The 13,278-nt window shown below is 68.4% G+C and carries 9 protein-coding genes and 1 tRNA gene; 6 read left to right on the plus strand and 4 right to left on the minus strand.

Annotated features, from left to right (window positions below; translation table 11 throughout):
- The first annotated feature begins 20 nt into the window (after positions 1-20).
- On the plus strand, positions 21-956 hold the full coding sequence (locus AAYO93_RS05315) for a 4-(cytidine 5'-diphospho)-2-C-methyl-D-erythritol kinase (protein WP_345763969.1): 936 nt from the start codon (positions 21-23) through the stop codon (positions 954-956).
- 24 nt (positions 957-980) lie between these two features.
- Here AAYO93_RS05315 and AAYO93_RS05320 read toward each other — a convergent pair whose 3' ends face one another.
- Positions 981-1,427, minus strand: a complete 447-nt coding sequence (locus tag AAYO93_RS05320) for a YybH family protein (RefSeq protein WP_345763970.1) — start codon at positions 1,425-1,427, stop codon at positions 981-983.
- A 110-nt stretch (positions 1,428-1,537) separates the two neighbouring features.
- Between AAYO93_RS05320 and AAYO93_RS05325 the strand changes: the two genes are divergently transcribed.
- Complete coding sequence (locus AAYO93_RS05325) at positions 1,538-1,909, plus strand: YciI family protein (protein WP_345763971.1); 372 nt, start codon at positions 1,538-1,540, stop codon at positions 1,907-1,909.
- Positions 1,906-3,132, plus strand: coding sequence for an RNA polymerase sigma factor (locus tag AAYO93_RS05330; RefSeq protein ID WP_345763972.1), 1,227 nt, complete (start codon positions 1,906-1,908; stop codon positions 3,130-3,132). The genes AAYO93_RS05325 and AAYO93_RS05330 overlap by 4 nt, the downstream gene beginning before the upstream one ends.
- A 184-nt stretch (positions 3,133-3,316) precedes the next feature.
- Here AAYO93_RS05330 and AAYO93_RS05335 read toward each other — a convergent pair whose 3' ends face one another.
- Entirely contained in the window at positions 3,317-6,232 is a 2,916-nt protein-coding gene (locus tag AAYO93_RS05335; RefSeq protein ID WP_345763973.1) for a helix-turn-helix transcriptional regulator, read from the minus strand.
- Positions 6,233-6,298: 66 nt separating this feature from the next.
- Here AAYO93_RS05335 and AAYO93_RS05340 point away from each other — a divergent pair, with 66 nt between their 5' ends.
- A complete protein-coding gene (locus AAYO93_RS05340; protein ID WP_345763974.1) occupies positions 6,299-8,107 on the plus strand; it encodes an ABC-F family ATP-binding cassette domain-containing protein in 1,809 nt (602 codons plus the stop codon).
- Between the two features lie 11 nt (positions 8,108-8,118).
- Complete coding sequence (locus AAYO93_RS05345) at positions 8,119-9,735, plus strand: acyl-CoA dehydrogenase family protein (protein WP_345763975.1); 1,617 nt, start codon at positions 8,119-8,121, stop codon at positions 9,733-9,735.
- Between the two features lie 37 nt (positions 9,736-9,772).
- Here AAYO93_RS05345 and AAYO93_RS05350 read toward each other — a convergent pair whose 3' ends face one another.
- On the minus strand, positions 9,773-12,286 hold the full coding sequence (locus tag AAYO93_RS05350; RefSeq protein WP_345763976.1) for a glycosyltransferase: 2,514 nt from the start codon (positions 12,284-12,286) through the stop codon (positions 9,773-9,775).
- A gap of 286 nt (positions 12,287-12,572) precedes the next feature.
- A complete protein-coding gene (locus AAYO93_RS05355) occupies positions 12,573-13,067 on the minus strand; it encodes a MarR family winged helix-turn-helix transcriptional regulator (RefSeq protein WP_345763977.1) in 495 nt (164 codons plus the stop codon).
- Positions 13,068-13,189: 122 nt separating this feature from the next.
- Between AAYO93_RS05355 and AAYO93_RS05360 the strand changes: the two genes are divergently transcribed.
- Positions 13,190-13,264, plus strand: a tRNA-Gln gene (locus AAYO93_RS05360).
- The last annotated feature ends 14 nt before the right edge of the window (positions 13,265-13,278 follow it).

Consider the following 13,278-nt stretch of genomic DNA (forward strand, 5'->3'; position numbering starts at 1 on the left):
GAGGGCTGTAGGTTGGATGCATGACCTCCGAGGCCTCGCTCCACATGGTGCACGCCAGGGCACCGGGCAAGATCAACGTGTTTCTCCGGGTCGGGGCGGTCATGGCCGATGGGTACCACGACGTGGCGACGGCATATCAGGCGGTGTCCCTCTATGAAGACGTGCGCGCCTATCCGGCTGACGATTTCTCGGTCGCCTTCGGCGGCCCGATCGACTGTTCCGGGCTGCCGACCGACGGCAACAACCTGGCCATCAAGGCGGCGCGGATGCTCGCGCGCAAGACCGACTACCGCGGTGGCGTGCACCTCGAGATCGAGAAGCACGTTCCGATCGCCGGCGGAATGGGCGGCGGTTCGGCCGACGCGGCGGCGACCCTTCTCGCCTGCGATGCCCTCTGGGGCACCGACTGCACCAAAGACGAGTTGCTCGCGCTCGCGTCCCGTCTGGGCGCCGATGTCCCGTTCGCCCTCATCGGGGGAACCGCGATCGGCACCGGCCGCGGCGATCGCCTCAGTCCCGCCCTCGCCAAGGGACAGTTCCACTGGGTGCTCGTGCTTCCCGAAGAGGGGATGAGCACGCCCACGGTGTACAGCGAACTCGACCGCCATCGGGAGCGTCACTCCCAGGACATCTTCCCGGCGCAGAAGCAGCCGACCGTCGACGCGAACGTGTTGCAGGCCCTGCGGGCGGGAGACCCACGCATGCTCGCCGAGTCGCTGGTCAACGACCTTCAGGCGCCCGCGATCCATCTTGCGCCGCACATCGGCGAGATCATCGAGCTCGGCGAGATGAACGGTGCGCTCGCCGGAATCGTCTCGGGTTCGGGCCCGACGGTCGCGTTCCTCACCGCGGACCTCGACAGTGCGCTCGACCTGCAGATCGCGCTCAGCGCATCCCGCCACACCGCCGTGCGCGCGACGGCGCCGGTGCACGGTGCCCGCCTCCTCTCGGATTAGCCACCGCGCAGCCGGCGCCTCTCGTCACGGCACGAGGTCGATCGCGGCACGGAATCCGGTGCTCGGGTCCATGTAGAACGGTGTCGAGCCGTGGTCGTGCGCGATCAGCCAGTTGCCGTCGACGCGGCGCAGGCCGAGGGTCGAACGGAACCAGAGGGTGAACGGGGTGTCGCTGCCCTTCGGTGTCGCCGTGAGCCGGTTGATGCTGCGCGCGAACGCGATGTCGCCGTCGGCCTCGATCACCGCCTCCGTGATCTCGAACTCGATGGGGCCGTCGAATGTCGCCAGCCAGGCCCGCAGCGCTTCGACGTCGCGGCCCTCGGATGCGAGGGGCGGCGCGAGCGAAAAGCTGACGAGGTCGTCGGTGAACAGTTCTCCGAGCGCGTCCGCATCCCGCGCTCGCATGGCACGTTCGCGTTCGGCGAGGACCGCCCGGATCTCCGTGTCGGCCGTCGTTGTCGTGGCAGTCATGATCTTCTCCTTCGTTCGTCATCGATCTGGACTTCCACACGAGACGTCGAAACAGACAGCCCCGTCTCGACGTATCGGGTGAGAAGATTCACCCAAGGATGGAGAAACCGATGAAATATCTCATTCTCATCAACGGCAACCCGCAGTCCCGCATGGTGTGGGAGAGCTTCACGGACGAGCAGCGCGCCCAAGGATACGAGCTGTATGCCCAGCTCCACGAACGGCTCCGGGCCTCAGGCGAGCTCGTCGCGGCCGAAGCGCTCACCGATCCGTCGCTCGCCGTGCGCATTCCGGCTCGTGACACCGGCCTGATCGCGACCGATGGCCCGTTCGCCGAAGTGAAGGAGCAACTGAACGGCTTCTATCTCGTCGACTGCGAAAGCCTCGACCGTGCCGTCGAGATCGCCGAAGGCTTCCCGGAGGCGCGGTACGGGCTCGTCGAGGTGCGTCCCGTGCTCACGCTGGGCGGGTCCGACGTGTGAGCACGCCGACCGCCGTCGAGGTCCTGCTGCGCGAACTCGCGCCGCAGGCTGTGGCTGCGCTCACGCGGCGGTATGGCGACTTCGACCTCTGCGAGGACGCCGTGCAGGAGGCCTTGCTGAGCGCCTCGCAGACGTGGCCGAAGGAAGGGATCCCGGACAGTCCGCGAGGCTGGCTGATCACCGTCGCCTCGCGCCGTCGCATCGAACTGTGGCGAGCGGACTCGGCGCGCCGACGTCGCGAGGAGACGGTCGCGGTGCTCGAGGAAGCCGGGACCCCGATGGCCGCCTCCACCGACGACAGCCTCGCGCTGGTGATGCTCTGCTGCCACCCGGCACTCACGCCGTCCTCGCAGGTCGCGCTCACGCTTCGGGCGGTCGGTGGTCTGACGACCGCGGAGATCGCTCGATCGTTCCTCGTCCCCGAGGCGACGATCGCGCAACGGATCAGCCGGGCCAAGCAGCGCATCCGGGATGCGGGTGCGACGTTCACGATGCCGGATGATGCGCAGCGCTCGTCGCGGCTGGCGAGCGTGCTGCGGGTCCTGTACCTGATCTTCACCGAAGGCCACACCGCGAGCTCCGGTCCTGATGCGACGCGGGTGGAGCTCGCCGCCGAGGCGATCAGACTCACGCGGATGCTGCGTGAGCTGGTGCCGGATGAGGGTGAGGTCAGCGGGTTGCTGGCACTCATGCTGCTCACCGATGCCCGGCGTCCGGCACGCACCGGCCACGACGGCGCGCTGATACCGCTCGCAGCCCAGGACCGGTCGCTGTGGGATTCCGCAGCGATCTCCGAGGGCGTCGCGCTCATCACCGAAACACTGGCCCATGCTCTGCTCGGGCCCTACCAGGTGCAGGCCGCGATCGCGGCCGTCCACGACGAAGCCACGACCGCGTCCGCGACCGACTGGGACGAGATCCTCGGGCTCTACGACCTACTCGAACTTCTCGAGCCCGGGCCGATGGTCACGCTGAACCGGATCGTCGCGCTCGCACAGGTCGACGGTCCGGTCGTCGCGCTCGCCCAGCTGGAGTCGGTTGCGGACGGCGCCGGCCTCGCCGGCCACTACAGGGTGGATGTGGTCCGCGCGCACCTGCTGGAGCAGGCGGGGGACCGGGATGCTGCCCGCGAGGCCTTCCGCACGGCGGCACGGCGAACGCTCAGCACGCTGGAGCAGCGGTATCTCGAACAGCAGGCGTTGCGGCTCACCGAAAGCCGGTGAGTCCGCGTGGCGGAGTTCGGAGGTCCCCAGGGATGCCGACCGTCAGGGCAGAGCGCATGTCGGGTGTTGAGACGATTCGTTCACGAAACGTGTCCACGCGATGTGCCGGGGCGGTCGGGCATCCCGGGGTGGTTTCACGCTAGCGAGGCCGCGGCCGACGCACCAAGCCCGGAGCGGAAAACCGTCAACTCTTGACGGGGTCGCCGCCGCGACCGGGTCTGCGGGCACCGCGAGCCGGCCGGTCACGTGGTGACCGGGTGAGACTGCGGAGCTCACGCCGTGAGGAGAGCCGGAGCTTGGCGAGGATGTTCCTCACGTGGAAGTTCACGGTCGTCACGGAGACGTACAGGTGTTCGGCGATCTCCTTGTTCGTCATCCCGGACGCCACGGCGTGCGCGACCTGGCGCTCACGGGTGGTGAGGTCCGCGAACGGATCGTTCCGCGTAGCACCGAGGTCGGCGCCGGCGCCGGACCGGGTCAGTTCCTCGAGCGCCCCGGTACAGCGGGCGAGATAGTCCGTGGCGCCCAGGCGCCGGAACACCCGAGCAGCGCGCTCGAGCATCCCCACCGCCTCCGGCTGTCGTCCGGCGGCTGCGAGAAGTCGCCCGGCGTCCAGCATGGTCACGGCGTGAGGGAAAGGGAAGCGGGCGGCAACGGGCGATTCGGCGGCGTGCAGGTAGGCCGTGATCGCCGCATCCACTTCGCCCTCCGCTTCCAGTACGCGCCCCTCCAGCCAGTCCAGCGAGCCGTAGTACGGCCGCCAGAGGCGTGACGGATCACTGCACGCGATCAGTTCGGACCGGGCTTCGTCCGCGCGGCCGAGCGCAGCGAGCGCATCGATCCGGTAGGTCAGCCAACCGAGGGTCGACGCCGCGGCGGATTCCTGCGCCGCCGACTCCGTCGCGGCGAGCTGCGCGGAACGGTCGCCGGTGGCGCGAGCGAGCTCCGCACGGGCGATGATGGGGAGATCGCTGTCGTAGGAGCCGCCGATGCCCGGTCGGGCTTCGCCCGCGGAGGTCAGCCGCTCCTCGACCGAGCCGACCTCTCCGCGCCCCGCCCGCACGAGCGTGGACACGGTCAGTGCGATCGGCCACGCCGAGAGGTCGGTCTCGTCGAGCGCGAGCGCGACCGCCGTGTCGGCGATGGTGACAGATTCGTCCCACTCGCCGAGAAGGTAGAGCGCGTGGGCGTAGATCGAACGCCCGTGACCGGCGGTCCAGCTGGACGGGAAGAGCCGGATGAGTTCGTTCGCGAGCTCGAGGTCGTCGTGCGCCCGATCGATGTCCCCGATGCGGATGAACACGCTGGCGCGCGAGACGAGAGCATCCACGACGGCCGGCGACCCCGTCGAGTCGAGAAGCGAGTCCAGCTCGGCGACGGTCGCTGTCAGCAGTTCGGTCCGGCGCATGTGCCCGGCCGCGGTCAGCAGCCAGCCGAGAAGTCTCAGGAGCTCGTCGCGGGGTTGGACGAGCCAGCTCAGGGCCGGGTCGTCGACTTCGTCCGGCCGGGTCGGCGCCGCGGCGAGGTAATCTCGTGCGATGTCGAACTGGGCGAGCACCGAACCGAAATCACGGGTCGCCATCTGCACCATCGGCAGGATGCACGCGACATGTGCGCGGAGCATGCGTTCCTCGGCGGTCGTGGCCGGAGCCGATTGCCGTGCCAGGCCGAGTGCCAGCGCCCCGGCGATGTTGCCGGTCAGAGTGCGGAGTTCGACCAGGATCGTGTCGCGTGCCGGACTCGCCGGAAGCGCTTCGATCGACGGCACGAGGTCGAAGATGCGCTCGTGCAGCCGGGTGCGAAGTGCGAGCATCCCGATCTCGATCAGCGCCCGTTCATGCTCGGGGCCGGCCGCAGACAGATGCACGGCGGATCGGGCGTAGCTCATGGCCTGACCGGAGCGGCCCAGGTCGGCGGCTTCGCGACTGGCGGCCAACAGTTCCGTCACAAGCGTCGGGTCGGCGTGGTCGGCCGCTTCGACCCGGTGGCGGAGCGCCCGGTGGCCGGTGAGGACGTCAGCGGCGATGCGATGGACCTCCACCCGCCGGGCGACGGGAAGGTCGGCCGTGAGCGTGTCGGCGAGGATGGCATGCGCGGGTTCCAGCCAGACGACACCGTCGCGGATCCCCGAGGAGACCAGTCCCCTCCCGATCGCAGCGTCGGCGTCGACAGCGGTCCCGAGGCGGTGGGCGATCGTGCCGAAGAGGGGCACCGGAACAGGATCGCGCAGCACGGCGACGATCTCGGCCGCCGCTCGCGCAGACGGGTCCGCTCCCTCGAGGGCGGCCGTGACCGCTCCCGACAACGGCAGCGCGGAATCGGCGGGGATCTCCCATCCTGCCGGGTGCAGTGCTTCGGCGAAGGTTTTCCTCAGCCTGCCGAGAAGGACGCTCAGCAGGAGGGGCGAGCCCTGGGTCGCCTCGGTGAGCCGGGTCGCGGTGCGTCGTGAGACCGCATGCCCGAGGACGTGACGGGCGAGCTCCTGCGTGTTGTCGATGGTGAGCGGCCCGAGATCGACCCGGGATGCGTTCGGCATCGCACTCGCGAGCCCGTCGAAGAGGGGCGGGACACCGGCGGAATCCGGCCGGGCCGCGACGATGAAGAGGAACGGCTGGTCGACCAGTCGCCGAACGGCGAAACGCAGCGCCCGCGCGGACGCCTCATCGACCCACTGCGCATCGTCGACGATGATGCACACGGGGGTACCGAGCCCGTCCACGGCGTCGAGGAGAAGGCGGCCGACCGTGATGGCGCTGTCGGTCGGCTCCGGATTCTGCACCCGCGACGGAGAGCGCGCGTTCAGTGCGCGTACCAGCGTCTCGACGGTCGCGTAGCCGAGGTCGGATTCGAACGAATCCGCGTTGACCCGGATGACCGCCCAGCCGTCGAGTCGCCTGGCGACGTCGGAGAGGAGCGTGGTCTTTCCCAGGCCGGGATCTCCGGTCACCAGTACGACTCCGCCCTCGAGGAGAGCGCGATCGGCGACGCCGAGGATGGAGCCCCGCTGCAGGTCACGACCGACGATCACCATGTCATCTCCCCACACGACGGCAGCGCGTCCAGGTCGGGTCTGGCGCGCCGGTCCTTTCGAGTCTTTCACGGGCGCAAGGTTGCGCGGCAGCACCCATTCGGGTGCAGCGGACGGCGCGACTAAACTGGGCGTTACATGGCACACCTCCTCGGCGCGGAAGCGCTCCACCTCGAGTATCCGACCCGCGTGATCTTCGACAGCGTGACCGTCGGAATCAACGAGGGCGACCGCATCGGCGTCGTCGGTCGCAACGGCGACGGAAAGTCCACGCTGCTCGCGCTGCTCGCCGACCGCATCCAGCCCGACTCTGGTCGCGTGACCCGCCGGCGGGGAGTGACCATCGGCGTCCTCGACCAGGGCGATGAACTCGACCCTTCCCTGACGATCGGGAACACCATCGTCGGAGAGCTCGACGAGCACGTGTGGGCGGGGGATGCGCGGGTCCGCGACGTGCTCGCCGGCCTCGTCTCCGACATCCGCTGGGATGCGCTCGTCGGGGACCTCTCGGGCGGCCAGCGCCGCCGCGTCGCCCTGGCAGCGCTGCTCGTGCAGGATCTCGACGTGCTGTTCCTCGATGAGCCGACCAACCACCTCGACATCGAAGGAGTCGCCTGGCTCGCGAAGCACCTGAAGTCGCGCTGGCCGGCGAACGCGGGCGGCCTGCTGGTCGTCACGCACGATCGCTGGTTCCTCGACGAGGTCTCCACGGCGACCTGGGAGGTGCACGACCGGCTCATCGAGCCGTTCGAGGGAGGCTATGCCGCTTACATCCTGCAGCGTGTGGAGCGGGACCGGATGGCCGCCGCCAGCGAATCCAAACGGCAGAACCTGATGCGCAAGGAGCTGGCCTGGCTCCGCAGGGGAGCGCCCGCGCGCACCTCGAAGCCGAAGTTCCGCATGGATGCCGCCTACGAGCTGATCGAGAACGAGCCACCGCCGCGTGACACCGTCGCGCTCAGTCAGATGGCGATGGCGCGCCTCGGCAAAGACGTCGTCGACCTTCTCGACGCGACGGTCGTGTACCCGCCGAAGACGGTGCTCCGCGACATCGAATGGCGGATCGCGCCCGGTGAGCGCACCGGCATCCTCGGGGTCAACGGCGCGGGCAAGTCGACGCTCCTCGGCCTCATCGCCGGAACCGTCGTCCCGACGGGCGGCCGGGTCAAGCGCGGCAAGACCGTGAAGATCGCGGTTCTGACGCAGCTGCTCGGCGACCTCGACGACATCCTCGACGAACGGGTCAGCGCGGTCATCGCCGGCAAGCGCACCACCTACCTCGCCGGTGGCAAGGAGATGACGCCCGGGCAGATGCTCGAACGCCTCGGCTTCACCAGCGCTCAGCTCTCGACGCCGGTCAAAGACCTCTCCGGCGGCCAGCGGCGCAGGCTGCAGCTCCTGCTCATCCTGCTCGACGAGCCCAATGTGCTCATCCTCGACGAGCCGACGAACGACCTCGACACCGACATGCTGGCTGCGATGGAGGACCTGCTCGATTCGTGGCCGGGCACTCTCATCGTCGTCTCCCACGACCGGTACCTGATCGAGCGGATCACGGACAACCAGTACGCGGTGATGGATGCGGCACTGAGGCACCTGCCCGGCGGCGTTGACGAGTACCTTGCGCTGCGCCGCACCGAGTCAGCGGCGCCGAAGGCGACCGACGCCACTGCTTCGGCCGCCACTGGATCGACCTCGGCGTCGGCCCCGTCGCGGGCCCTCGCCGGAGCCCAGCTGCGCAACGCCCAGAAGGAGGTCGCGTCGATCGACCGGCGACTGGCGAAGCTCGCCGACAGAGTGGCACGCACGCACGAGCAGCTGGCAGAGCACGACCAGAACGACTATCAGGGGCTCGGTGTCATCACCGACGAACTGCGGGGACTCGAGAACGAGGTCGCCGACCTCGAGACGCGCTGGCTGGAATTGTCCGAGCAACTGGAGCATTAGGACGGCCGCAGATGGTCACGCACGAAGTCACAAACCAGGTTCCGAGACGAATCGGTGTCGATGAGTTCCGTGCGAACATCGCCCTCGTCGAGGGCATCAGGCGGTACGACGCAGGGTGGGCCGAAAGCGACCTCGAGCGCGTCGGTTCTCTTGTGGGAACAGAGGAGTTCCAGGACGACGCCGAGCGCGCCAACACCTGCGTGCCCCGACTGATCCCCTTCGACCGGGTCGGCAACCGGCTCGACGAAGTCGAATACGACCCGTCATATCACCGGATCATCGCGGAGGCAGCGCGAGCCGGGGCCCACACCGCGGCCTGGGCGGAGCCTCGGCCGGGCGCGAACGTCGCCCGCGCGGCGGCCTTCATGCTGTTCGCCCAGATCGAGCCCGGGCACGCGTGCCCGATCTCGATGACCCACGCCGCCGTCCCCGCCCTTGCTGCGAACCAGGAGCTCGCGGCGAAATGGACTCCGCGGCTGCTGAGCCGGGAGTACGACGGAACGCTCCGGCCCGGCAAGTCGTCCGCTCTCTTCGGGATGGCGATGACCGAAAAGCAGGGCGGGTCGGATGTGCGTGCCAACACCACGCGCGCCATCGGCTCCGGAGACGGAAGCTGGCTCCTCACCGGCCACAAATGGTTCTGCAGTGCCCCTATGTCAGACGGTTTCCTCGTGCTGGCGCAGACGGATGCGGGACTGGGCTGCTTCCTCGTGCCACGCGTCCTCGATGACGGAACCCGCAATACTTTCCTGATCCAGCGGCTCAAGGACAAACTCGGGAACCGCTCGAACGCGTCCGGCGAGATCGAGTTCGATCGCACGGTCGGGTTCCTCGTCGGGGAGGAGGGGCGTGGTGTCCGTACCATCATCGAGATGGTCAATCGCACCCGGCTCGACTGCATCTTCGGGAGTGCCGCCGGCATGCGCCAGGCCGTGACCGAGGCGCTCTGGCATGCGCGGCACCGTCGGGCCTTCGGCGCGCTGCTGGTGGATCAGCCGGCGATGACGGCGGTGATCGCCGACCTCGCACTCGAGTCGGAGGCGGCCACCGCGGTGTCCCTTCGTCTCGCCCGCGCCCATGACGACGACGCTCCCGACGCAGACCGGGCCTTCCGGAGACTCGCGACCGCGGTGACGAAGTACTGGGTCTGCAAGCGCGGCCCGGGTCACGCGTACGAGGCGCTGGAGTGCCTCGGCGGCAACGGCTACACCGAGGCCTTCCCTCTGGCGCGCCGCTACCGGGAGCAGCCGGTGATGGCGGTCTGGGAGGGATCCGGCAATGTGATCGCCCTCGATGTCCTCCGCGCGATCACTCGGGAGCCGGAGACACTCGACGCGTTCGATGCGGAAATCTCGTCGGCTCGAGGGGCGCATCCGACCTTCGATGCGCACCTCGAGGCGACCAGACGCCTCGCGCGGTCGCTCGCCGGAAGCGATTCCGCGCCCGGCCAGGCGCGCCGCCTGGTGGGTGCGCTGGCGCTCAGCCTGCAGGCGTCCCTGCTTCTCCGGACGGCTCCGGGCGCGGTCTCGGAGGCCTTCGTTTCGGCACGCCTCGGTGAGAACCGGTCGACTCTGTACGGCGAACTCGATCCGGGTACGGATCTCGCCGCCATCCTCGCCCGGGCCTGAGGCTTCCCCGGGCAGCGCTGCGAACCGCCCGGTCGGCTCAGACGGGCTGCGGTTCGTCCGCGGTGGCGCCGATCGCCCGGTAGAACTGGTCGACCGCCTTGCGGTTGTACGCGTGGTAGTCGAACACGCTCGCCGGCACCTCGCCGTGCAGGAACGCGGCCATCCCGTCGGCGACGCCCTCGTCGGTCTGCGGCACGACCATCCCGGAACCCGCCGGCAGCGCGTTCTTCGCGGACGCGAACTCCACGGTGACAATGGGCAGGCCGAGCACAAGGGCTTCGAGGATGACCATCGGCTGGCCTTCGTAGTCGCTCGACAGGACGAAGCAGTCGGAGTGGGCCATGATCACGTGCGGGTTGCGCTGCATTCCCGTCAGGAAGACGGCGCCGGTGAGACCGAGCTCGGCGATCAGAGCGATCAGGTCGTTCTCGAGAGGTCCGGAGCCGACGATGACCAGCCTGGTCTGCGGATTGGTCCCGTGCACGCGGGCGAAGGCCCGGATGAGGCGTCCCTGGTTCTTCTCCGGCGACAACCGGCCGACGGTGACGAAGGTGGTCACGTCGTCGTCGGGGGCCAGTAGTGCTTCCGCCCAGTCGGGAACGGTGCCGGTCTCCTCGTCGAAGCTCGCCGCGCGGAGGTCGGCTGCGGCATATTCGAGGATGTGGTCGGCGTCGACCGTGTTCAGCGCCGAGATGAACTTGTGGCCGTCGGCATACTCCGCGAGTTCCTTGCGGTTGATGTCAGACAGGGTCGGCGACACCGAGACGAGGTGGTCGTACTGCTCGTAGAGGGTGAAGATCTGGGTGAGGCTGTGCAGCATCCGCTTCTGGCCGTCGACCTCGCGGTGCGCGTCCGACGCGAGGTCGTTGTGCAGCCAGATCGAACGCACGGCTTCGGGGGAGTGCAGGAGCAGAGCCGCCCAGAACGGGCCGTAGCCGCTGAAATCCACGACGTAGTCGAACACGGACTCGCCGAAGCAGCGGGTCCACTCGTCGTTCCAGAGTTCGTCCTGCATGGGGTTGTCGCGGTGCTCCGCGATCCGGCCGCGACGGAAGTGCAGGTGACGGGCGAGGTGCCGCAGCTTGGTTCCATTCATGCCGCCCACACGCGGGAACTGCCGGACCTCGGGGTTGATCGCCTTCTGCTTGCCGATGGCCGCGGGCGATGTGCTCTGGGCGAAGAACGCCGAGACGTCGTAGTCCGCGTGGTCGATGTTGTTGAGCAGATTCAGGACGGACGTCGTAATGCCGTTGGGACGCATGCCGCCCAGGTAGAGCAGTATCGACTTGCGGCCGTCCGAATGGTCGGTGCGCAGCCGGTAGCCGTCGGTGTTGCCGCGGAACACGATGTCGACGACGCGGTCGGCCGCCTCGCCGTCGTCGAAGCCGCAGAACTCCTGCTGCATCTGCAGGTAGCGTTCGCGGTGGGTGGCGGGGATCGCGTCGCCGTCGGCGGCGATCGCGTTCAGGATGTCGCCGAGCTCGTGCGCGGTCACAGCCACCGGGCCCGGCCACTGGTCGGGTTCCAGGTACAGACCGCGAGTGTTCGAGTAGTCGGCCAGGTCGGGCGCGAAGAACGCGACGGGTCGGCCGGTTTCGAGGAAGTCGAAGAAGATGCTGGAGTAGTCCGTGATCAGCACATCGGTCGCGCCGAGGATCACGTTCGTCGGCAGCTCGTTCGGCACGAGCATGCGCTTCAGCTCCGGCCGGGTGTGCGCGAGACTGTGCACGATCTGGTGGGTCTTCAGCAGCACGATGTAACGACTCGTGTCGATGCGGCTCTCGACGGCCGAGATGTGCGTGAGGAGGTCGTCGATGTCGTCGTTCGGCCGCGAGAAGGACGTGCCCTTCCAGGTGGGGGCGTAGAGGATGATCTTGCGATCGCCGAGCGGGATACCCGTCTCGGTCAGCGTGGCCCGGATGCTCGCCAGCCCGGCCTCGTCGAGGCGCTGACGGTCGATTCTCGGGTAGCCCTCTTCGATGATGGTCCCGCGGTAGATTCCGCGGAGCTTGTACGCCGTCTCGTACATCTGGTCGGCCATGAACGGGTTCGCGGCCAGCAGATAGTCGGCGGCGACGAAGTTGCGGATGATGTTGGCCGTCGCGAGCGCGCCCTCTTCGATGTCGTAGCCCATCCGTTTGAGCGGAGTGCCGTGCCACGTGTTCAGGTACACCTGGCCTTCGCGCTTGCTGAAGTCGGGCGGGAAAGTCGCATTGTTGACGATGAAGTTGCTGGTCGCCAGCGCGCGGAAGTAGGCGGGCGACCCGTACCGCACGAACGACACATTCGCCCGGCCGGCGAACTCGGCGACCGTCGAACGGTACTTGTCCACGTCGGAGAGCACCCAGATGTGGGTGAGATGCGCGAGATCGGGCGACGCGAGGAGCTTTCGGAAGATCGCTTCGGGGTTGCAGAGCATGCCATTGCCGGAGAACGACTCGTAGAGCACCGACCCCTGCACGATCGGCTGGCGGCGCCAATACGCGTGGATCTCGAACCGGGCGGCGCGCTTGACACGGGAGGGCAGTCGTTTCAGGCGTGACAGTCTCATCGCATCCGATTGTATTGACGCGGGATAACGGTCTCCTGTGAGCCGCCTATGTCGCGGCTCGCTGACGTCGCCGCCAGCCCGGCCTCGGCGCCGAAAGGTGCCAGAAGTGGTCCAAACCGCGCGCGAAAGCCACTTCTCGCACCTTTCGTCACCCAGAACACCCGAGAAGGTTTAGCGCTCGTCACCCAGAACACCCGACAAGGTTTGGCGCAGCGAAGCGAAGGGCGACCGCGTCGGCCGCAGCGAAGCACTGTCGCGCCGGGCGGGGACCGGCGCGACCATAAACTCAGTCGAACCCGAGCGACAGCCGGCGGAGGAGGCCCGCGAGCCGCTCCTGGTCAGTCGGGGAGAGCGACGACAGCAGTTCCGCCTCGGCGTCGACCAGGCGCGTGATCGCCGCATCGACGCGCGCGAGACCCTGCGGCGTCATGTGCACGAGGATGCCCCGTCCGTCGTTGGGGTCGGTGCGGCGTTCGACGAGGTCGCGCTCGACGAGCCGGTCGATCCGGTTGGTCATGGTTCCGCTGGAGACGAGCGTCTGCTGCAGGAGCGCCTTCGGACTGAGCTGGTACGGCGCTCCCGCCCGCCGCAGCGCGGAGAGCACGTCGAACTCCCAGGAGTCGAGCTCGGACCGGGTGAAGGCGTTCTTGCGGGCGCGGTCGAGATGCTTGGACAGCCGCGCGACGCGAGACAGCACTTGCAGCGGAGAGAAGTCGAGGTCGGGGCGCTCCCGAAGCCACGAGTCCACGATCCGGTCGACTTCGTCGCTTGCGTCAGGCATTTCACAATGCTATTTCTTCGTGCACCGGTTTGGCCCGCAGGCGGCCGGCGCGACCCTCCGCGTCCGGTCGCACCACCCCGCGTCTGGCAAACTGGGGGATGCGATCGCTCCGGCGGTCGCGGTCCGCCTTGGTGTAATGGCAGCACGACAGCCTTTGGAGCTGTTAGGTCCAGGTTCGAGTCCTGGAGGCGGAGCCACGCGAACCCGTGGC

Source organism: Diaminobutyricibacter sp. McL0608, assembly GCF_039613825.1.
Taxonomy (GTDB): Bacteria; Actinomycetota; Actinomycetes; order Actinomycetales; family Microbacteriaceae; genus Diaminobutyricibacter.

Coding starts and splice junctions, on each gene's coding strand:
- AAYO93_RS05345 (WP_345763975.1), top strand. CDS start 8,119: ATGGTCACGCACGAAGTCACAAACCAGGTTCCGAGACGAATCGGTGTC.
- AAYO93_RS05355 (WP_345763977.1), bottom strand. CDS start 13,067: ATGCCTGACGCAAGCGACGAAGTCGACCGGATCGTGGACTCGTGGCTT.
- AAYO93_RS05320 (WP_345763970.1), bottom strand. CDS start 1,427: ATGACTGCCACGACAACGACGGCCGACACGGAGATCCGGGCGGTCCTC.
- AAYO93_RS05325 (WP_345763971.1), top strand. CDS start 1,538: ATGAAATATCTCATTCTCATCAACGGCAACCCGCAGTCCCGCATGGTG.
- AAYO93_RS05350 (WP_345763976.1), bottom strand. CDS start 12,286: ATGAGACTGTCACGCCTGAAACGACTGCCCTCCCGTGTCAAGCGCGCC.
- AAYO93_RS05315 (WP_345763969.1), top strand. CDS start 21: ATGACCTCCGAGGCCTCGCTCCACATGGTGCACGCCAGGGCACCGGGC.
- AAYO93_RS05340 (WP_345763974.1), top strand. CDS start 6,299: ATGGCACACCTCCTCGGCGCGGAAGCGCTCCACCTCGAGTATCCGACC.